Consider the following 21,702-nt stretch of genomic DNA (forward strand, 5'->3'; position numbering starts at 1 on the left):
GAGAGAGGGAACCTTCCAGAAAAAATGGAAGATTTTGATAATGAGAATCATTATCACTTAACAAGTTGTTACTCTCAGCGAAGGACGTCGCTCGATCAGGATTATCTTCCCTGTGGCTGGCAAAGCACAGGGTTGCCTCTCCTGTGGCGTGTACTTCAGCTCCGCACGCCTGTTCAAATAGGTCAGGCTTGTCACTGAGCCCGGAACTAACAGTTACAATTTACTTCGGTTCAGATTGTATCTCTTCCCGTCATGACCCTTACCCTTGCACGCCCCCTGTCGATCGATCCGATTGCTGCCGCCGCTCTGCCGCGGGAGCTTCTTCAGCATCCGGCGTTCGGCCGGACGCTGCGTATCGGCACGCGTGCCTCACCTCTGGCGCTCGTGCAGTCGCGCAGCTTCATGGCGCAGCTCGGGGCGGCTTATCCCTTTCTCGAGATATTCGGTTCCCTCCAGGAATGTCCCATCTCCACGCGGGGCGACCGCGATCAGGTCAGGCGTCTGGCCGATATCGGCGGGAAGGGACTGTTCTCGAAAGAGATCCATGAATCGCTGCGCGCAGGCGTCATCGATTTTGCCGTGCATAGCCTCAAGGATCTGGAAACCTTTTTGCCCGATGATCTGGTTCTGGATTGCACGCTCCGTCGTGAAGACCCGCGCGATGCTCTGGTGCTGCGCGATCGTGATGCCGTTGTCTCAGGAGGGGATGCGCTGGATTGTCTGCCAAAGGGGGCGGTTATCGGCTGTGCCTCCATTCGTCGTCAGGCCCAGTTGCTGGCGCGCCGTCCCGATCTGCGTTTCTGCCTGATACGCGGGAATGTGCAGACAAGGCTGCGCAAGCTGGAAGAGGGAGCCTGCGATGCGACTTTTCTGGCGCTGGCCGGTCTGAACCGGCTTGGCCTCGGCTCGCGTGCCGACGTCGTGTTCGAGCCGGAGGCGATGCTGCCAGCCTGCGGTCAGGGCATTATCGGCGTGACACTGCGTCGTCGCGATGCCGGGTTGCGGGGGCTTCTGGCCGGTATCGAAGACACGGCAACGCGCCTAGCCGCAACCGCAGAGCGCGCCCTGCTCGAGGCGTTGGACGGCTCGTGCCGCACGCCCATCGGCGGCTTCGCCCGTCTGGAGAAAGGGCGGCTGATCCTGCACGGGCTGATCGCCTCCGAAGACGGCGCCTGTGTCGTCAGGCGGCGTATCGAAGGCCAGCCAGGAGAGGCTGCGGCTCTGGGGATCGAGATGGCCGCCATGCTGCGTCGTGACACGCCTGATGCGGTTTTCGACCGTCTGATCGGTCAGCCGGGCTGGTGAGGTTCCAACAGGGTATTTCCTGTCAGAGATATAAGAACAATCGGTTGGATAAATAACAAACCGGTCTCTAGGTAGAACACAACAATAATGATTTCGGCATTCGTCGTGTCATTATCATGAAATTGGGAGTATTGAAGTGAAGCTCTTGAAATGCGGTATGGCGATTCTGATTGCCACCACGACCCTGACCACCATGCCTCGTTCGGCGCAGGCTGACGGTATCGAAAAGCCCAACGAATTCTTCTGGCCGACCCGCCTCAGCCTTGCCCCGCTGCGCCTGCATGCCGCCGAGTCCAACCCTTATGGTGCCGATTTCGACTACACGCATGATTTCCAGAAGCTGGACTTGAATGCGGTCAAGGCCGATATCCGCAAGACCCTCACCCAGTCGCAGCCCTGGTGGCCTGCCGATTACGGCACGTATGCGCCGTTCTTCGTGCGTATGGCCTGGCATGCGGCGGGTACCTATCGCGCCATGGATGGCCGCGGCGGTGAAGAAGGCGGCGAACAGCGTTTCGAGCAGCTGAACAGCTGGCCCGATAATGCAAGCCTAGATAAGGCCCGCCGTTTGCTCTGGCCGGTCAAGAAGAAATACGGTCGCGACCTGTCATGGGGCGATCTGATGGTGCTGACCGGCAATGTTGCGCTTGAATCCATGGGCTTCAAGACCCTTGGGTTTGCTGGCGGTCGCGCCGATGACTGGGAAAGCGAACTGGTTTACTGGGGCCCCGGCACCCAGTTCATGAGCTCGAACGTCGATTCGCAGATCAAGAAGTCCAGCGTTGAGCCCGGCGGTCATCTGCCCAAGCCGCTCGCCTCGACCACCAAAGGCCTGATCTACGTCAATCCCGAAGGCCCCAATGGCGTGCCCGATCCGGCCGCTGCCGCCGATATGATCCGTCTCGCTTTTGGCCGCATGGCCATGAACGATGAAGAAACCGTGGCGCTGATCGCCGGTGGCCACACCTTCGGCAAGGCACATGGTGCGGCTTCCGCCACCAAATGCGTAGGGGACGCTCCTGCAGCCGCTCCCGTTGAGCAGCAAGGCCTGGGCTGGGCCAATCATTGCGTAAAGGGCAAGCTGAAGGCGACCGATGCCATCACCAGCGGGCTTGAAGGCGCCTGGTCGGCCGATCCGATCCACTTTACCTCGCAATATCTCGATAATCTGCTCGGCCATGAATGGGTCAAGACAAAGAGCCCTGCCGGCGCCATCCAGTGGATGCCCAAGGACGCCGAGAATATCGTGCCGGATGCCAGCGACCCGACAAAGGCGCATCCGCTCATGATGTTCACGACCGATATCGCGCTGCGCACCGATCCGTCCTATCGCGCCATCATCACGCGCTGGGCAGCTCATCCCGAGCAGTTTGCCGATGCATTCGCTCATGCCTGGTTCAAGCTGACCCACCGCGATATGGGACCGAAATCGCGCTATTTCGGGTCTGAAGTCCCGGCAGCCGATTTCCTGTGGCAGGACCCGCTTCCCGCTGCGCAGGGCGCGATGATCAACCAGGCCGATATCCGTGAGCTGAAGAAGGCGATTGCGGCATCGGGCGTTTCAGAACGGGACCTGATCAAGACCGCCTGGGCCTCTGCCGCGTCTTTCCGCACCTCCGACCATCGCGGTGGGGCCAATGGTGCCCGTATCCGTCTGGCGCCAGAGAGCGACTGGGCGGTGAACGATCCGGCAGATCTGCAGGTCGTGCTGCCGAAGCTCGAAGCCGTGCAGAAGCACTTCAACAGCGCCAATCATCACGGTCGCAAGGTCTCTCTGGCCGATGTGATCGTGCTGTCGGGTAATGTCGGTGTCGAACAGGCCGCGAAGAAGGCCGGTGTCAGTCTTGACCTGCCTTTCGCACCGGGTCGTGTGGATGCCGGGCCGGAACAGACCGACAAGAAGAGCTTCGCCCTGCTCGAACTCAATGCCGATGCCTTCCGCAACTACTACCGTGCGGAGCAGGACGAGAAATCGCCAACCGAAATGCTGGTCGATCGTGCGGGTAATCTCGATCTGACTGTGCCGGAAATGACGGTTCTGCTGGGCGGGCTGCGTGTGCTCGATATCAACACGGCCCATTCTGAGCAGGGTGTTCTGACAACCCGTCCGGGTACGCTGAGCAACGACTTCTTCGTCAATCTGCTCGACATGTCCACGCGTTGGGAAAAATCGGCCTCCCAGCCGGGTGTCTATGACGGTTTCGACCGTGAGACCAACAAGCAGCGCTGGACGGCCTCCTCGGTCGATCTGATTTTCGGTGCAAGCGCCGAGCTGCGCGCCGTGGTCGAAGTTTATGCCTCGGACGATGCCAAGTCGAAATTCGTCAATGATTTCGCCAAGGCCTGGACCAAGGTCATGACTCTCGACCGTTTCGATCTGCACCGCAACTGAGCGTCTGAAAACGCAAGAACCCGTCAGTGCTGCGGCGCTGGCGGGTCGGGAGAATAACCCATGTCCAGAACGATACGCGCCCTGGCGCTCTGCGCCGCCATGATGCCCCTTGCTGCCCAGGCGGCAACGGTTGAGGTCAAGATGCTGTCTCACGCCGCCAATGGCGGCAGAGGCTTCGACCCGGCTATCGTGCATATCCATCCGGGTGACACAGTCCATTTCGTGGCCAGTGATCCGGGGCACAACGCCCAGTCCATTACCGGCATGATCCCTGACGGTGCGACGCCTTTCGCAGGTCAGATGGGGCACGATGTGAGCGTCACTTTTTCGAAGCCGGGCCTCTATGGCTATAAATGCCTGCCGCATTATTTTCTCGGCATGGTTGGGCTCGTCGTGGTCGACAAGCCTGTGAACGAAGCCGAGGCGAAATCAGTCTCGCAGCCGGGCGCTGCCAGAATGCGCTTCGATCAGCTTTTCGCCCAGCTCGATCATTCCTGAAGGCCGGGAGCCATGATCCAGCCCGATATGAGCGCTGTCGCGCCGCGTTATACGCGGATGGCCAGCCTGCTGCATTGGCTGATCGCGGCTCTGATCCTGACCCAGATCGGCCTCGGTCTGGTGATGGATCACGCGACCCTCGACGATATGGTCGCGTTCTCCCTGTTCCAGACCCATCGTGCGCTGGGTATCGTGGCGCTCGTTCTCATTGCCTTTCGTCTTTTCTGGCGCCTGGGCCACAAGCCACCCGTCCTGCCGGCTTCGGTGGCCCCCATGGTCAGAAAACTCGCGGCATCGACCCATTTCCTGCTGTATGTCGGGCAGATGGTGTCGCCGCTGAGCGGCTGGGCTCTGGCCTCGGCCTCGAGCCTGGCGCTGCCTCTGAGCCTTTTCGGCCTGTTCGACTGGCCGCTTCTTCCCTTTCCTGCGGATGGTCGTTTTGAAGCGCCGCTCCGTGAGGTGCATCACTGGGCAGGATGGATGTTGGCGGCTCTCATAGCCGGTCATATCGCAGCGGCTCTCTGGCACGGCCTGATCAGAAAGGATGGTGTTTTCACCCAGATTCTGCCCCGCTTCAGCTGGAGTAAACGCCCCTAAAAAAGAGGGGGAGAGAAATGGGAAAGACGTCAGAATTGCCAAGAAGAAAACCACACGGAAACGAGATAAAAATGATCGTTTTATGTATTCGAACAAGTTGTTGTGTGGTGAAATATGAAGTTTTTATAAACGGGTATTATAGAGTAAAATAGTTTCGTAAGTGATCGCGCCTTATCAAGATCAAGAAGCATGGTGCGCGATGCGAAGACATATTCTGCTTTGTGGTTGTCTCCTGACGCAGGTTTACTGCACGGCTCAGGCGGCAGAGCTGCCTATGCAATCTTCTTCCCCCAAAACGCCGCGCATCGGAGAGAAGCGACAGCCAACCCATCGAGCGCTCCCTTTGGCGACGCCCAAGGCTAAAACGCGCGCCAAAGCGGTGGAAGAAAACGTGACAGTCTCGGCCCGGCATCATGGGGCGGGTGGCGGCATGATGATCGCTCATACCACTCCCAAAACCATCAGCACGCTGACGGCGGACTTCATTTCCAAGCAATCGCCCATGTCCACCCCGACAGGGCTTATTGCCAATCTGCCGGGGGTGGTCGCCTCGAGTCAGGGCCCGCTGACGGCCTCGTTCGAATCCTTCCATATCCGCGGCCTTGACCGCACCGAAATCGGCGTGACGCTCGAAGGCATTCCAGCCGCCAATCCGTTTACCTATAGCGTCTATACGCCCTCGATGGTCGATCCCGAGAATATGGGATCGATCTCTGTCATGCAGGGGTCATCAGATATGAACGCGCCGGTCTATAATGCCGTGGGCGCCCAGCTTTCCATGACGATGCGGCGCCCGGAAACGCATCAAAATCTTTTCGTTCAGGCTTCGGGCGGCACGCATAGCCTGAACAAGGAATTTCTGCGCTACGACACGGGTGAGATCGGTCATACCGGTGTTTACGGTTTCGTTTCGGGCTCCTATTCGAGCGGCAATCTCTGGCGCGGCCCCGGTTCGGTCAGCCGTTGGCATGTCGATGCCGCACTGACCAAGAACTGGAACGCCAGCAGCGATTCAGAGGCGATTTTCGGCTACACAAAATCGGATCAGACTTCATGGCTCTATCCGACGCTCGGTCAGTGGAATCAGTATGGCGTGGGCTATAATGCCAATAAAGACCCGTCCTCGCCCGGATTTTACGAAATCAACAAGCGCAATACCGGGACGGTTTACGGGGCGCTGAAAAACCATTTCGAGTTCGATCGCGGACTTTCTCTCGACGCCACGGCGTATGGGGTGGAGTTCAACGGACCGTATTTCTGGGGGGCGACTGTGCCCGTCTCGAATGGCTATGTCGGGACGCAGCGTTACGATCATCTCGATGGCTATGCCCCGTCTTCAGCCAGCATCAAGACGGTCGTGCATCAGCCGTGGTTCACGCTGTCTTCTGGCCTCACTCTGGTGGGTAGCTGGAAGAAATCTTTCAACACGCTCAGTCTGTCCTATTGGTATTCCTATGCAAATCAGTCTTCGAACCAGCGCTATTATCCGATCAATCAGGCCGGCCAATGGACACGCTCGACCGGCTATCTCACGGCCAACGGGCTGGCGATCAATGAAGACGCTGAAAATGCGATGCAGCAAGCCAGCACCCTGGCGATCCGGGACAAGGTCAGCCTGCTCCATGATCGTCTGATTCTCGAAGCGGCGCTCAAGACCGGTATGTTCAATCGGCAATACACGATGGATCTGCCCGGTGCCTCGCCCTATAAATCGGTAAAGAACGTGTTCGTCCCGGCGCCGCAGGTAACGATGAGCTATCGTTTCGCCCCGGCGCATCAGCTCTATATCAACGGCACGACAGGGTATCGTCTGCCGAGCAGTCTGAGTTCGCAGGTTGCCATGTACAGCCATTACACCGGACAGCCGACCACGCAGCCTTTGAACCCTTACGAACCTGAATATATGATCGGTGAGGAAATCGGCTATCGCTATAGCGGGGCGATGATGGCGAATATCGCTTATTTTCATTATGATATGACCCATCATCAGATCACGAGTTCGGTCTATCAGGCCGGTACCACGAACATGATTTCGCAGATCATCGACGCGGGTGGCCAGACGGCCGATGGCGTACAGATCGAGCTGGCGACCCATCCCTGGCATCATCTGAGTGTTTATGCCTCAGGGCAGTATATGAGCTCGCGCATCGGCAACAACGTGTCCTATCAGGGCGATTATCTGCCGACTAAAGGCAAGCAGGAGCCGGGCGCACCCAAATTTCTGGCTACTGCCGGTCTGAGCTACGATGACGGGGCGAATTTTGGCACGTTCAACCTGCGTTATTCAGATGCGCAATATGCCACGCTCATGAACGATCAGGGCATTCCGGCCTATATGACCGCCGATGTCTCTCTCGGGCGCCGACTCCCCAAAATCGGGCATATTTCGCCCAGGCTGATGCTGAACCTGATCAATATCTCCGACCAGCATTATCTCTCGGGTGTCTATGGCTATACCGCTGCCGCCAGCGTACAACGCGGTGTTTATGGCGGCTCCCTGACCGGCGCCCAGCCGACTTACGATGTCGGCTCGGGCTTTGCTGCGGTGGTCAGTGTTTCAGGCAATTACGAATAATGACGAGCGTTAGAATGCAGCCTCAAGGGCATTCTCTAGCGGGTGGTTTGTTTGACAATCCAGTCTGAGACGACTGCGAGAGCCAGCGGATCGATATCCTCATCGATCCGCGCGTATTCGGCGACGTCGCCCGTATCGGCTTGCTGGAATAGATGGTTCAGACTTGGTAGCTCCCGGATGGTCGCATGGCTGTTGCGGGCAAGCGCAGCTTTCAGGGCGGGCAGGGTCTGATCGGGAGGCACCTGCCGGTCTTTCTCACCGATAACAGCGAGAACCGGGCATGTGGTCTTGGCCAAGGCAGGCGCCGGATCGTATCGATCGTAAAACCGCATCCATGGCGATGTCAGGACTTTCAGTTGCGGAGGCAGGGCGGGGCTATCCGGATGCTGGCGCGCCCAGAATGCTTGAGCCGCCTTGTCTGCCTCGGCCCGTGACTGATCAGGAGACAGCGTATCCATGAGGCCGTTATAGGCGGCATCAGAGGCGGCGATTGCCGCATCGGAATTGCCCTGCAGTCTTGCGGCATGGTCTTGCTGCGCCAGAATGATCTGTCGGCCCTTGGTTGCCGGCCCTGCCAGCAGGACGATAAACGCGACCTTCCTGTCCTGAGCCGCAATCATCGGGGCGATAATGCCGCCTTCGCTATGGCCCATGAGCCCGATCCTGTGCGGATCGATATCCTTCCGGTGTCGCAGATAGGTCAGGCCCGCTTCAGTATCGTAGGCGAAGTCCTGAGTGGTCGCGGTGCTGACCGGTCCGGTCGAGCCGCCTTTCTGACGGTCATCGACACGCAGCACGGCAACGCCGCGACGTGTGAGTGTGTCTGCCCAGACGAGAAAAGGCTTATGGCCGAAAATCGTTTCGTCCCGGTCCTGCAACCCTGAGCCGGTGATGAGCAACACGGCGGGAAATGGCCCTTTGCCTGCAGGCAGGGTAAGGGTGCCGGTCAGATGAGCCGGGCCTGCGGGATTATCGAACGCCACCTCTTCGCTCCGATAAGGGAAAGGCGGGTGCGGAATCTGGGGGCGGCTCATTATCGGTGGAGGGGCCGGGGCCGATTGTGTCAGGGTAAGGGGTAGATGACTCGTCCCCTGATACCATGTCCCTTCGAGGCTGTTGTCGTGCTCATCAACCTGACCGACGTACCGGGCGCCGAGTGTTGGCAGGGTGAGCGTGAGGGCTTTGCCGTCGAGTGTCACGTCCTGAACGGCGAGCCCAAACGCGCCTTGCGTCGGGCTGTCCAGCGAGGCGCTCCAGCCCACCCCTTTTTCCTTCATATGTAGAACGAGCGGAAGCGTTGCGCCTTGCGGCAATGAGAGCGCGCCGCGCCAGTCGCCCGAGAGCGTGCGCCCGCAGGCCGGTGTCAGGGTCGAACAGGCGAGAAAAGCCAGACCGGCGTAACGACGAAAAATCATGATCAAGCCCTTTTCGATCGATGCGCCGCCGACACCTCCCCAAGCCATGTCGCACGGCTTCGCATAAAAAAGGCCCTTTTCCCGCAGGAAAAGGGCCTTGCTGGCTCAGGCGTTGAAGAGCGCCGAAATGGCGGTCTGTGCGTCCTGCTGGATCTGTTTCAGATGAGCTTCGCTGACGAAGCTCTCGGCGTAGATTTTGTAGACATCTTCCGTGCCCGAAGGGCGGGCGGCGAACCAGCCATTATCGGTCGTCACTTTCAGGCCGCCGATAGCGGCATCATTACCCGGCGCACGCGTCAACGTTGCCGTGACGGGATCGCCCGCCAGATGCGTCATCGAAAGTTTTTCGGGGGTGAGTTTTGAGAGAATGGCCTTCTGTTCCGGGTTCGCTGCCGCATCGATGCGTTGATAGAACGGCGCGCCGAGTTCGGCAGTGAGTGCATGGTAATGCTCTGCCGGTGTCTTGCCGGTGACAGCGGTTATTTCTGCGGCCAGAAGGCCGAGAATGAGACCGTCCTTGTCGGTAGACCAGACGCTGCCATCACGACGCAGGAAGGACGCTCCTGCGCTTTCCTCCCCACCGAAACCAAGGCTGCCGTCATAGAGGCCGTCGACGAACCATTTGAACCCGACCGGCACTTCCACCACATCGCGGCCGATCTTTTTGGCCACACGGTCGATTAAGGCCGAGCTGACCAGCGTCTTGCCGATCTTCGCACTGGCGGCCCAGTCCTTGCGCTGGGTGAAGAGATACCAGATGGCGACTGCCAGATAATGATTGGGGTTCATCAGCCCATCGGGGCGCGAGACGATGCCGTGGCGGTCGGCGTCCGTGTCCGTAGCGAAAGCGACGTCGAATTCGGAGCCCATGCCGATCAGCCGTGCCATGGCATAGGGTGAGGAGCAATCCATACGGATCTGCCCGTCCCAGTCTGCCGTCATGAAGCCGAAGGCCGGGTCGAGCTCATTGCTGACGATCTTGGCCTTGAGATCGTATTTCTTGATGATGGCTGGCCAGTAATCGAGGGCTGCGCCACCGAGCGGATCGATGCCGATACGGATGGTGCTGTTGCGAATGGCGTCCATATCGATCACCGCACCCAGATCGTCGACATAAGGCGTGATGAAATCATGGCCGCGCACGCAATCGGCCTTGCGGGCCTCTTCATAAGGCAGGCGATGCACGTCTTTCATCCCGGCAGAGAGAAAGGCATTGGCCTGATCCTGGATCACTTTCGTGATGTCTGTATCGGCCGGGCCGCCATGGGGCGGGTTATATTTGAAGCCGCCATCTATCGGAGGATTATGTGACGGGGTGATGACCACGCCATCGGCCAGGTTTTCGGTGCGACCTCTATTATACGTCAGAATGGCATGAGAGACGACCGGCGTGGGGGTGAAGCGGTCATGGCAATCAATGCGCACTTCCATCCCGTGTGCGGCAAAAACCTCGATGGCGGAGCGTTGCGCTGGCGCCGAAAGAGCATGAGAGTCGATGCCGATGAAAAGCGGGCCAGTGATGTTCTTTTCCTTGCGATAGCGGCAGATGGCTTCGCTGATGGCAAGGATGTGATTTTCGTTGAAACTCGTATGTAGCGACGATCCGCGATGGCCTGATGTGCCGAAGGACACACGCTGCGTCGCAATGGCAGGGTCTGGCTTGCGATTGTAATAGGCCGAGATCAGGGCTGGAATATCGGCAAGATCGGCTGCGGGCAGCGTCTTTCCGGCGAGGGGGCTGACAGTCGTCATGAAATCGGATCCTTGATCGTGCGGACAAACCTTATGGCGTCAGGTGAAACCGCCTGAAGGCTTGAAGTCAATGTGGCGTGTCCGGTTGCCTTCTCTTTTGAGGCGTCTCCGATGGGTAAAAACCCATCATGTGACATTCGTCACGAATGGTTGATAATAACTTGATACAAAACCGTTTTGGTCTGGATGGCGCAGCATGGCGTTATGCTCGGTGGCGCATGCCAATGACATAGTCACACAGGACGATATGATGGACCTGAAAATGCCCCTCGCCCGCAGAGGGTTTCTGACCACGGCACTTGGGGGAATGGCCTGTGCCGCCATCCCGGCACGCGCAGCCTCCGAAGCCACGGCCAGCCCGCCGAGCGTCATCAGCCAGCCCGTCCGTCAATGGGGTAGCGCCGCGGGACCCGCCTATTTTCCCGATCCCGACGTGCTCGCGCTCGATCCGTCCTTCAACGCCCTGACCTATTTCGCGGCGCCCATCAAACGCATCTGGGACAAGGGTATCTGGAGCGAAGGCCCGGCCTGGAGCAGTGAAGGCCGCTATCTCGTGTTCAGCGATGTCGTGCAGTCCAAGGCGCTGCGCTATATCTGGGAAACGGGTGAAGTCACCGAGTTTCGTCCGGACAGCTACTCGGCCAATGGCAATTGCTTCGATTATCAGGGCCGTCTGATCACCTGTGAGGATTTCTTTCGTCGCGTCGTCCGGTTCGAACATGATGGCAGCGTCACGGTTCTGGCCGATAAATTCGAAGGCAAGGGGCTCAATTCACCCAATGACGTGGTGATTCACCCGGATGGCAGCATCTGGTTCACCGATCCTGGCTATGGCACGAATATCACCGAGGGCCATGCCGACGAGCCGGGGGGGGCGACGAATCCCGACGGCAAGATCAAATGGAAGATCGGCCGCGAGCTGATCGGCGAGATCGGTGGCACGAAGCGTCAGCAGGACCATGTGTTTCGCCTTGCCCCTGACGGTACGCTCAAGGCGGTTCTGGCAGAAAAGGAGATCACCTGCCCGAACGGTCTCGTTTTCTCGCCCGATTTCAAGAAACTTTATATCGCTTCTACCCCGGCGGGACCAGGCCAGAAAAAGGGGGGCGATCAGGCTATCCATGTCTATGACGTGCAAGGGGACAGCCTGACAAACGGGCGCGTCTTTGCCGATATGCGGTTTCACGGAGCGCAGATGAATCCCGACGGATTCCGTGCCGATGTGTTCGGCAATCTGTGGTGCGGTGTGACGGGGCCGCTGGGCTTGTGCGGGGTGTTCGTTTTCAATCCGCTCGGTGTGCTGATCGGTCGCATCCGTTTACCGCAGGGCTGCTCGAATCTGACCTTCGCCGGTCCCAAGCGCGACCATATCGTCATGTGTGCCGGTAGCGCGTTGTTCATGCTTCAGGTCGGCGTGCAGGGCGCTGCACCGTCCTGACAAGGATTTCGAATAAAAAAGACTTCGACAATCTGCACGCGGGATTATTCTTCCGCGTGCAACTTCCCGGATCGGTCATGCGACCTTAATGGGGCGGTACAGGCGATGTGCTGGGGAAAAATGCCGCCCTTTTCTGCCGCTCAGCGCAGGGCCAGATTGTCCCCTGTTTCATCTGGATGTCCGGGACGGTCAGAGGCGTTTGCTTTCACTCGGATGCGTGTGGGTGGGTCACTCTTGTTTCGCCCCCTGGGCGGCCTCGCAAGCGTCACGCAAACCCGGCGAGCGAAGTCACAGGCCAGAATCGATCTTCACGCCGGATCAAGGAACGGGTCGGGTATATCGCCGTTGGGAAAGATCGGCTGTGACGGCCCGACCGGGCCTGCCATATTCGTGCCCCTATCCCGTGTTTGCAGGGGGCGACGTGTCTCCTCAAGGCTGCTACATCTTTCATCATGATCCGCTCCTCTACCGCCCTTTCTTCCGATGCGTTCCCGTCCCTGTGGCTTGCTGCCGCGTCTGACGGAGGGGCGCCGCCGCGCGCACCGATGGGGGGCACGGGCCGCGGCCGGTCAGGCCGAGGTGGATCGCCCCGTGGTCCGCGCTTCAGGCGCTGGCGTCAGGGCCTTGCGATTGCAACGGGTATTGCGCTGGTCGGGGTTGCGGGATCCGGGCTGTTCGTCTGGCATCAATATGAGCGGATTGCCTCCGACCTGCCGAGTGTCGATACACTCAAAACCTATCAGCCACCGACGGTCAGCCGTATTTATACGTCAGATGATCGCATCATGGCGGAGCTTGCGGCCGAGCGGCGGATCTATGTGCCGATCAACGCCATTCCCGAGCGGGTGAAGAATGCGTTCATCGCGCCTGAAGACCAGAATTTCTACACCCATGCGGGGCTCGACCCGCTCGCCATCATCCGTGCCGAGCTGACCAATCTGACCCATCGCAGCAAGCGCGCTCTGGGGGCGTCGACCATCACCCAGCAGGTGGCGCGCAACATGCTGCTCAACAGCAACGCGCGCACGCTCGAGCGCAAGGAGAAAGAGGCTCTTCTCGCCCTGCGTATCGAGCAGACGCTCAGCAAGGACAAGATTCTCGAGATCTATCTCAACGGCATCTATCTCGGTAACGGCGCCTATGGCGTGGCGGCGGCGGCGCAGACCTATTTCAACAAGCCACTCGACCAGCTGACCGATGCCGAAGCGGCATTTCTGGGTGCGCTCCCTAAATCGCCTGCCAATTACAATCCCTACCGCCATCCCGAGCGCGCCATCGAACGCCGCAACTGGGTGCTCGACCGTATGGCGGAAATCCACGCCATCTCGCGGGAGGCCGCTGATGCCGGACAGAAGGAGCCGCTCATCCCGCATGACGCGGTGCGCTTCGGGCCGCTGCCCAATGCAGAGTGGTTCGGCAGCGAGGTACGTCGGCAGCTTATTGACCGTTATGGTCCCGACCGCGCCATGCAGGGCGGTCTCGAGGTACATACCAGCCTCGACCGCAAATTGCAGGATGCCGCAACGCTCAGCCTGAGGCAGGGCCTCATGGAGTATGATCGTGGGCACAGCCGTTGGCGCGGACCCGTGACAAAGCTGCATGATATCGGTGAAAGCTGGGCCGCCGCGCTCAAGGAGGTCACGCCCCCGGCAGGCATGATAGACCAGTGGCGTCTGGCAGTCGTGCTCAACCCGGCACAGGGCCGTGTAGGCTGGCTCTCGCATGGTGAGTCGCAGGAAGGGCAGGTTCTGGCCAAGGATCTCGGCTGGATGCGCAGTGGCGGCACTCTGGCCGCTGGTGATGTGATCATGATCGAGCCCCAGGCCGATTCGGGCCGCGTCGCCGTGCGTCAGGTACCGAAGGTCGAGGGGGCACTCGTCAGTCTCGATGCGCGCACCGGGCGCGTTCTGGCCATGGTGGGCGGCTGGTCGTTCAAGGAGTCGCAGTTCAACCGTGCGACGCAGGCGCTGCGCCAGCCGGGGTCGTCGTTCAAGCCCTTCGTTTATCTCGATGCGATGGAGCAGGGCATCCCGCCATCCGAAAAATTTGACGACGCCCCGGTTTCCTATGGCGACTGGCACCCGAAGAACTACGAGCAGGATAACTGGGGTCCGACCACGCTTCATGACGCGTTGCGTGAGAGCCGCAACCTCGTCACCATTCGCCTTGCCGCCCATCTGGGCATGAAATCCGTGGCCGATATGGCTATCTCCATCGGCCTGGTCGATCAGATGCCACATGTGCTGCCCGCAGCCCTTGGCGCGGTCGAGACGACGGTGCTTCGTGAGGCAGGGGCCTATGCCACCATCGCCAATGGCGGCAGGCTCGTCACACCGTCTCTTATCGACGCCGTCCTCGATCGCGATGGTACCGTTCTCTGGAAGCCCGAAACCGTAGCTCTGGGCACAACGATGCAGGCCCCGAACCAGACGGCCACGGTGGCGCCCGCCATGCAGGGCACGCCCGCACCCGATGCCGCTGTGCCGCCCGCCACGCCAGCGTTGCCCGCGCAGCCTCCTGCAAGCCAGCCCGTGGCGGGCAGCGTGGAGGTGCCCCATCTGCAGGATAACCGGCGCCAGGTTGCGAGCGCGGCCAGTGCCTACCAGATTACGGCAATGATGCAGGACGTCATCAGACGTGGCACCGGCACTATCGCCGGGCAGGGCATCACGCGCGAAATCGCAGGCAAGACCGGCACCAGCCAGGATTTCCGCGATGCCTGGTTTGCCGGCTTCACCCCCGATATCGTCACGATCGTCTGGATCGGGTTCGATACGCCGCAATCGCTCGGCAAGAGCGAGACAGGTGGCCGAATTGCCGGACCGATCTGGAACCGCTTCATGAAGGTCGCGCTCGAGGGGCGGCCTGAACTCAAGTTTCGTGTACCTGACGGGGTAACGCTGGCCCGCTACGACACAGGGCGTATCATGGCCGTCGATGGGTTCAAGGCCGATCAGGTGCCGGGCATGAGCATCGCGCTGCATGGCTTCGGTGCGGGCACCGAGGCGCTTACAGCCGCCGATACGGGCACCGATCTGTACGATACGGAAACCGATATGGCTGGAGCGGCCAGCCAGGCGGGTCCAAGCGACCCCAATGGCGAGAATTCGGGCGCTCCCAAAAAACTTCAGGCCCCCAATGCGCAACCTCCGGGTGACATCGGCATGGGCGGGCTTTATTGAGGCACAAATCTATTCAGGGAGCATGAACAATGTCGGCCGAAACCGAGGCCCTATCGGAGCAGATCAAGCAGTCGGTGGCACTGCTGAGGAGGCATCTTTGACTGGGATGCTGCACAGACACGACTCGCTGAACTTAATCATCGCGTAGAAGACCCGGATCTCTGGAACGATGCCGACGCTGCACAGAAGCTGATGCGCGAGCGCACCCTGCTGGCTACGCAGATCGAAGGCGTCGAAAAGATCGAGCGTGACACGGTCGATATGCTCGAACTCGTCGAACTGGCGGAAGAGGAGCAGGATCAGGACACCGTGGCCGAAGCCGTGGCGACCTTGCGCAAGCTCGCCGAGCAGGCCAATGCCCGTCAGATCGAGAGCCTGCTTTCGGGTGAGGCAGACAGCAATGACTGCTATATCGAGGTCAATGCGGGCGCTGGTGGCACCGAGGCTCAGGACTGGGCCGAGATGATGCTGCGCATGTACACCCGCTGGGCAGAGCAGCGCGGCTACAAGGTGACGGTCATGGAAACCAGTGAGGGCGAGCAGGCGGGTATCAAATCTGCCACGCTGCTGGTGACGGGCGCCAATGCCTATGGCTGGCTCAAGACCGAGGCCGGGGTGCATCGACTGGTGCGAATCTCGCCCTTCGATGCGGCGGCACGTCGCCAGACGTCGTTTGCGTCTGTCTGGGTCTATCCGGTGGTCGACGATACGATCGAGATCGAGATCAACGATGGCGATCTGAAGGTCGACACTTTTCGAGCGTCAGGCGCGGGCGGTCAGCACGTAAACAAGACCGATTCGGCGATTCGCATCACGCATATCCCGACGGGAATCGTCGTGGCGTGTCAGACAGACCGTTCTCAGCATCGCAACCGTGCCACGGCCATGCAGATGCTCAAGGCGCGCATGTACGAGGCCGAGTTGCAAAAGCGTGAGGCCGCAGCGGCCCAGACTGAGGCGGCAAAGACCGAAATCGGCTGGGGGCACCAGATTCGCTCATACGTTCTGGCTCCGTATCAGTTGGTCAAGGATCTGCGGACAGGGGTGGAGACGGGCAATCCAGGTGCAGTGCTGGATGGCGCGCTTGACGCTTTCATGTCCGCCGCATTGGCTCAACGCGTTGGCGCAACGCGTTCTGAAGCAAGCGCCACAGCTCAATAGGCGCTGCCGGCGGTCTGGGGCTGAATCTCTTGCGGTGCAAGACTTTCAGCCCCTTTTTGCGCGTTTCATAAATATTACTCTTGCAGTGAATTAATGTTCCGTTTCACTGTGTCTCAAAGTGTCGTGTCGCTGGTATGCAAACCAACGCGATAGGGAAAACGGCATGAACGAAACGAAACTGACTTGACAGCAGTGCCTTACCTTTGCCCAATTTGCACGGGAGCCATGCGTCAGGAGCATGGTAAACATTTCGGGATGTGTCGGCCAAACTGACGCTTGACCGGAACGCAAATCGCATGGGGCGGTTGCGATAATTTCAAGTCGGTCCGCGCTTCTCGCGAGAGAGGTGTGGGGCACAGGACAGAGGGTTTGGAGTGACACAACCGATGAACTACGCCGAGCAGGAGCGACGCCCGACGAAGTACATCGTCGGCATCGCAATCGCTGTGCTCTTCCACGTCGTTGTGATCTACGCCTTGATGAACGGTCTGGGTTCGAAAATCGTCGAACAGTTCCACCCGCCGATCAAGACGAAGATCATCACGGAACCGAAGAAGCCGCCGCCGCCGCCGCCGCCACCGCCGCCGCCGCAGATGACGACGCCGCCGCCGCCGTATATTCCGCCGCCGAAGATCCAGATTCAGCCACCGCCGCAGAAGCATGTGATCAAGCAGGTAACGCATGAGAAGCCGCCGGCACCCGTGCCGCCCGCCAATAATGCGCCGCCGGCTCCCGCAGCGCCTCCCGGCCCGCCGGTACCTGATCATTCTGCCGGTGCAGCGCCCATCAACGGGGCTCGTCCGGTCTTCCCTGAGGAGATGCTGGAAGAAAACCGTGAAGGAAGCGTGACGGTTGCCTGCGATATCGGCACGGATGGTCGCACCTCGAACTGCCAGGTGACCAATTCGACGGGCGGACACGCCTTTGTCGAGGCTGCCATGGAGTTCCTCCGCAAGGCCCGCTACCAGCCCGCCGTTACCAACGGTCAGGCTGTGGTCGAGCACCATCATACACTGCACATCAACTTCACCCTGGGTGACGAATAAGTGCGGCGCGGTCGGGAGCGATGCCTGACCGCACACAAAGAGTGAAGGAAGCAGCCCTCGGGGGCGCTTCCTGATGGGCAGGGGGGCAGGCAGCCTCCGTGCCCCGATAAAGTGATAAACCAAGCCGCGCCCAAGCCAGATTGGGTCGGCACTGCCAGAGTCCTTTTCTGAGGGGCTCTTTTTCAGAGGATTTGGAGTTAATGACGAGACTGTTCCGCCTTCCCGCTCTCGCCGCCCCGGCCCTGGCAGTCACGCTTGCCGTGGCGCAAGGTGTGGTCGTGCCGGCCGTTGCTCTTGCTCAGGACGCCCCGGCTGCCCAGCCTGCTCCGGCAGCGCCCCAAGCTGCTCCTGATGCCGCAGCTCCGGCCCCTGCTGCCCCGGCTCCGGGCGCTCCGGCCCCTGACGCCGCTGCCCCTGCCGCTCCGGCACCCGACGCGGCAGCGCCCGCCGCTCCGGCTCCTGATGCTGCCGCTCCGGCACCTGAGGCTTCAGCCGACACGGCAGCCCCGAAATCCCAGGAAAACCCGTACGGCCTGGGTGCCCTGTGGAACGGTGGCGACGTGATTTCCCGCAGCGTTCTGATCATCATGGTCATCATGTCTGCCGGCACCTGGATCATCATGGTCACGAAGTTCCTCGAGCAGGCCAAGGTTTTCGGCGCCTCCAAGGAAGCTGCTCGTGAATTCTGGACCAAGCCGACCGTTCAGGAAGGTGCTGCTGCCCTGAAGCCTGCTTCGCCGTTCCGCTACATTGCCGAGACGGGTATCGTTGCTGCCGAGCATCATGAAGGTTCGATGCGTGACGCCATTGATCTGCATAGCTGGACCGCCATGTCCGTTCAGCGTTCGGTCGACACCATCAACACGCGTCTGCAGGGCGGCCTTGCCTTCCTCGGCACCGTGGGTTCGACTTCGCCGTTCGTCGGTCTGTTCGGCACCGTTTGGGGTATCTATCACGCTCTGACCGCCATCGGCATTGCAGGCCAGGCATCGATCGACAAGGTTGCCGGTCCGGTTGGTGAGTCGCTCATCATGACGGCTATCGGTCTTGCCACCGCCGTTCCGGCCGTGCTGGGCTACAACCTGCTCGTTCGTCGCAACAAGGGTGCCATGGATCGCGTGCGCAACTTCGCTGCCGACGTTCAGTCCGTCCTGCTGGGTGGCTTCCGTCACGGCGTGACCCCGACGACCGGTGGTGACCACACCCCGACGACCACGACCACCAGCTCGCGAGTTGCCTGATCATGGCAATGAACGTCGGTGGGGGTGGTGAAGAAGACGAAGTCGTCTCGGCGATCAACACGACGCCGCTCGTCGACGTGATGCTTGTTCTTCTCATCATCTTCCTTATCACCATCCCGGTTGCGACGCATTCCGTGAAGGTGCAGCTGCCGCGCGACGCCAACCAGCCGACCCAGACCAAGCCAGGCAATGTTGTCCTGGCGGTCACGGCGAATGGTCAGGCGTACTGGAACGAGATTCCTCTGCGCGGTCATCAGGATCTGCTCGATCGTCTCGAGAAGGTCGCAGTCATCAAGCCACAGCCCCAGATCCAGATCCGGGGTGACGGCAAGGCAAGGTACGAAGCTGTCGGCAAGATCGTTGCTACCTGTCAGGAAGCTGGCATTTATCGCATCGATTTCATCACCGAGCAGCCTCACTCCTGATCCCGGTCAGGACCCCAGCTTCAGGAAGACTCTGCCTTTAGGGCAGGGTCTTCCGGCTCCGTTTTTTCCTGAATCCGGCCTCTGCCGGTTTTCCGCCTGTTGGAGAGTTCTCTCATGGCCATGAGCGTCGGATCCGACAGCACGCATGAAGACGAGGGCATCGTCGATATTAACACGACGCCCCTGATTGACGTCATGCTCGTGCTGCTCATCATGCTGATCATCACCATCCCGCTCCAGACCCATTCGGTCGCGCTGGACCTGCCGCAGGGCAACCCGCCGCCGAGCACGGAAGAGCCCAAGGTCGTCACGGTTGCGATCGATTTCGACAATTCGATCAGCTGGAATGGTACGCCCATTTCCTCCGAGGCCGATCTCCAGGCTCATTTCATGGATGCGGCTAACCAGCCCGATCAGCCTGAAATGCATATTCACCCGAATCGTCTTGCCGATTACAAGACTGTAGCCCACGTACTCGCCGACGCTCAGCGTCTTGGTGTCAACAAGCTCGGCATCGTCGGACAAGACCAGTTCATGGAAGGACAGTAAGTGCGTTTTCCCCGTTGTTCTCGCGCCCTCCTTGCAGCCAGCTCACTTCTGGCGGTTTCCTCTTTCGTGCCAGTCACTGGTGCCTTGCTGGTTCCTGCCGCGCAGGCTGAAGACCAGCTGAGCGCCAAGGTCGGCAAACCGCTTCAGGATGCGCAATCGGCTCTAGGCGCGAAAAACTTTGCCAAGGCCATGGCGGCCGTGGATGCGGCCGACGCCGTGCCGGGGAAAACCGATTACGAGAAATATACCATCGCCCAGATGCGCGCGGCCGTCGCCGCGTCTTCGGGTGATGTGGCGGCAGCCTCCAAGGCCTATGACGTGCTTATCGCGTCGTCACGCACGCCTGCCGCGGCCAAGCAGCAGATGCTTATGGCCAATGCGACCATGGCTTATAACGCCAAGGACTACGCTCGTGCCGTTCCGGCCATCGAGCGTTTCCTGAAGATTGCTGGTCCGAATGCGCAGATGCAGGCTCTTTTGGTGCAGGCCTATTACCTGCAGCAGGATTACAAGAATGCTGCCCGCGTTCAGCAGGATCAGATCAACGCCGAGATCAAGGCGAAGCATGTTCCGAGCGAGAACCAGCTCCAGTTCCTCGCGACCTGCTACCACCAGATGAAGGATGCGCCCAACGAGACGCATGCCTATGTGCTTCTGGCCAAATATTATTCGAAGCCCGATTACTGGGCGATGCTGATTCATAATCTTGCAGCCGATCCGCAGATGCCAGACGCGCTGCAGTTCAATCTCGAGCGACTGCGCATGGCGACCGGCGTGCTCAAGGACCCGTCCGATTATATGGATATGGTCGAGCGTGCTGTTCAGTCAGGTCTGCCGCAGCTCGGTCTCAACCTGATGGATCAGGCTTATGCGTCCGGGGCCCTAGGCAAGGATGCCGGAGCAGCCCGTGAAGCCCGCCTGAAGGCGATGGTCGTCAAACGTGTCGCCGAGACAAAGGCGAGCCTCGCCGCAGATGTCGATGCCGCGCGCAAGATGCCGAATGCTGCCCCGTCTCTCACCGCAGGCTATAACCTGGTTCTGAGTGGTCAGGTCGATGCAGGTCTTGCGCTGATGCGCGAAGGCCTGGCTAAGAACCCTGCCGCGCCTGAAGGCGCCAAGCTGGAATACGGCATGGCGCAGATGGACGGTGGTCGCAAGGATGACGCGATCAAGACTTTCGCTGAGGTTCATGGCGACCACGGATCTCAGGATCTAGCCCAGCTTTGGACGCTTCTTGTAACGAAACCATCAAAATGAGGTAAAGCGCGCTCAAGCGCGCCACCTATGGTTGTTCTTGCGCTGTGTCAGACATAGATTGTATCAAATCTCGTTTACCACAGCATGATCGATGGGATAATGACGACAGTACCCCCAGCACCTGACCTGCCGGCTCGTATCCTTATCGTTGAAGACGATCCTGGCATGCGTACCCTGATCCAGCGCGCCCTTCAGGGTGACGGCTTCCGGGTTCGCAGTGTGGCTTCGGGCGATGAGATGTGGGACGCCCTTGCGGTCGGTCCCGTCGATCTTTTCGTCATGGACGTGATGCTTCCCAAAACAAGTGGCATCGAGCTCTGTCGCGCCATCCGTAATGGACAGGGCACGAACCACCCCGGTGAATCGCCTCTCGCCCAGACCCCGATCATTATGGTCTCGGCACGAGGCGAGGAGCGTGATCGCGTTCTGGGTCTTGAAATCGGTGCTGACGACTATGTCGCAAAGCCTTTCGGTCAGCGTGAGCTTCTCGCTCGCGTACGCGCGGTGCTTCGTCGTGGTCAGGGCGTGGCTCCGGCAGAGGTTTCCCGCAAGGAGACCATTCTGTTCGCCGGATGGAAACTCGATCTGCGCCGTCGCGAGCTGACCGATCCCTCCGGTGCGGTCGTCGATATTTCCGGCGCGGAACATGATCTTCTCATCAGCTTTCTCGATAACCCTCAGCGTGTGATCGCACGCGACCGTCTGCTCGAGTTGTCACGCACGCGTCTGGGCGATGTCTCCGATCGCAGCATCGATGTTCTGGTCAGCCGCCTACGCCGCAAGCTGGGTGCCGATGCCGACTCGCTCATCCGAACGGTGCGTGGCCTTGGCTATATTTTCGTCGCAGAAGTCGAGCGCGTCTGAGAGTA

16 protein-coding genes are annotated in these 21,702 nt (G+C 59.9%); 14 read left to right on the forward strand and 2 right to left on the reverse strand.

Features of this window, described 5'->3' with window-relative positions; translation table 11 throughout:
• Nucleotides 1-252 precede the first annotated feature (252 nt).
• From hemC to ABHV46_RS09350, 5 genes are all read left to right on the forward strand, one after another.
• The gene (gene hemC, locus ABHV46_RS09330) at nt 253-1,305 is read left to right on the forward strand and encodes a hydroxymethylbilane synthase (protein WP_336945739.1); all 1,053 of its coding nucleotides are present in this window, start codon (nt 253-255) and stop codon (nt 1,303-1,305) included.
• 157 nt (nt 1,306-1,462) lie between these two features.
• Nucleotides 1,463-3,697 carry a catalase/peroxidase HPI gene (katG, locus tag ABHV46_RS09335; RefSeq protein ID WP_438384331.1) on the forward strand — a complete coding sequence of 745 codons (2,235 nt, stop codon included), beginning with the start codon at nt 1,463-1,465 and terminating at the stop codon, nt 3,695-3,697.
• Between the two features lie 60 nt (nt 3,698-3,757).
• Nucleotides 3,758-4,195 carry a pseudoazurin gene (locus tag ABHV46_RS09340; protein ID WP_336945740.1) on the forward strand — a complete coding sequence of 146 codons (438 nt, stop codon included), beginning with the start codon at nt 3,758-3,760 and terminating at the stop codon, nt 4,193-4,195.
• 12 nt (nt 4,196-4,207) lie between these two features.
• Entirely contained in the window at nt 4,208-4,792 is a 585-nt protein-coding gene (locus ABHV46_RS09345; RefSeq protein WP_438381243.1) for a cytochrome b, read from the forward strand.
• A gap of 274 nt (nt 4,793-5,066) precedes the next feature.
• Nucleotides 5,067-7,367 carry a TonB-dependent receptor gene (locus tag ABHV46_RS09350; RefSeq protein ID WP_438381244.1) on the forward strand — a complete coding sequence of 767 codons (2,301 nt, stop codon included), beginning with the start codon at nt 5,067-5,069 and terminating at the stop codon, nt 7,365-7,367.
• A 35-nt stretch (nt 7,368-7,402) separates the two neighbouring features.
• Here ABHV46_RS09350 and ABHV46_RS09355 read toward each other — a convergent pair whose 3' ends face one another.
• Nucleotides 7,403-8,782: an alpha/beta hydrolase family protein gene (locus ABHV46_RS09355; RefSeq protein ID WP_438381245.1), complete on the reverse strand. Its 1,380-nt coding sequence runs from the start codon at nt 8,780-8,782 to the stop codon at nt 7,403-7,405.
• Nucleotides 8,783-8,887: 105 nt separating this feature from the next.
• Complete coding sequence (gene pgm / locus ABHV46_RS09360) at nt 8,888-10,534, reverse strand: phosphoglucomutase (alpha-D-glucose-1,6-bisphosphate-dependent) (RefSeq protein ID WP_438381246.1); 1,647 nt, start codon at nt 10,532-10,534, stop codon at nt 8,888-8,890.
• 307 nt (nt 10,535-10,841) lie between these two features.
• Here pgm and ABHV46_RS09365 point away from each other — a divergent pair, with 307 nt between their 5' ends.
• The 9 genes from ABHV46_RS09365 (at nt 10,842) to ABHV46_RS09405 (ending at nt 21,697) form a co-directional block, all read left to right on the forward strand.
• Nucleotides 10,842-11,972 (forward strand): SMP-30/gluconolactonase/LRE family protein, encoded by a 1,131-nt coding sequence (locus ABHV46_RS09365; RefSeq protein ID WP_438384333.1) that lies wholly within the window; start codon nt 10,842-10,844, stop codon nt 11,970-11,972.
• A 545-nt stretch (nt 11,973-12,517) separates the two neighbouring features.
• Nucleotides 12,518-15,154: a penicillin-binding protein 1A gene (locus ABHV46_RS09370; RefSeq protein WP_438384334.1), complete on the forward strand. Its 2,637-nt coding sequence runs from the start codon at nt 12,518-12,520 to the stop codon at nt 15,152-15,154.
• 29 nt (nt 15,155-15,183) lie between these two features.
• A protein-coding gene (gene prfB, locus ABHV46_RS09375; protein WP_336945745.1) for a peptide chain release factor 2 occupies nt 15,184-16,315 on the forward strand; the annotation gives its coding sequence in 2 pieces (ribosomal slippage) (nt 15,184-15,252 and nt 15,254-16,315; 1,131 coding nt in all).
• 386 nt (nt 16,316-16,701) lie between these two features.
• Nucleotides 16,702-17,361, forward strand: coding sequence for an energy transducer TonB (locus ABHV46_RS09380; RefSeq protein WP_336945746.1), 660 nt, complete (start codon nt 16,702-16,704; stop codon nt 17,359-17,361).
• 200 nt (nt 17,362-17,561) lie between these two features.
• On the forward strand, nt 17,562-18,602 hold the full coding sequence (locus ABHV46_RS09385; protein ID WP_438381247.1) for a MotA/TolQ/ExbB proton channel family protein: 1,041 nt from the start codon (nt 17,562-17,564) through the stop codon (nt 18,600-18,602).
• A 2-nt stretch (nt 18,603-18,604) separates the two neighbouring features.
• Nucleotides 18,605-19,027, forward strand: coding sequence for an ExbD/TolR family protein (locus ABHV46_RS09390; RefSeq protein ID WP_025842173.1), 423 nt, complete (start codon nt 18,605-18,607; stop codon nt 19,025-19,027).
• Nucleotides 19,028-19,141: 114 nt separating this feature from the next.
• On the forward strand, nt 19,142-19,576 hold the full coding sequence (locus ABHV46_RS09395) for an ExbD/TolR family protein (RefSeq protein ID WP_025842174.1): 435 nt from the start codon (nt 19,142-19,144) through the stop codon (nt 19,574-19,576).
• Nucleotides 19,577-20,833: a hypothetical protein gene (locus ABHV46_RS09400; protein WP_438381248.1), complete on the forward strand. Its 1,257-nt coding sequence runs from the start codon at nt 19,577-19,579 to the stop codon at nt 20,831-20,833.
• 99 nt (nt 20,834-20,932) lie between these two features.
• Nucleotides 20,933-21,697 carry a response regulator transcription factor gene (locus ABHV46_RS09405; RefSeq protein ID WP_336945749.1) on the forward strand — a complete coding sequence of 255 codons (765 nt, stop codon included), beginning with the start codon at nt 20,933-20,935 and terminating at the stop codon, nt 21,695-21,697.
• Nucleotides 21,698-21,702: the final 5 nt, after the last annotated feature.

Origin of the sequence: Asaia sp. BMEF1 (assembly GCF_051628905.1) — a bacterium.
Lineage (GTDB): Bacteria > Pseudomonadota > Alphaproteobacteria > Acetobacterales > Acetobacteraceae > Asaia.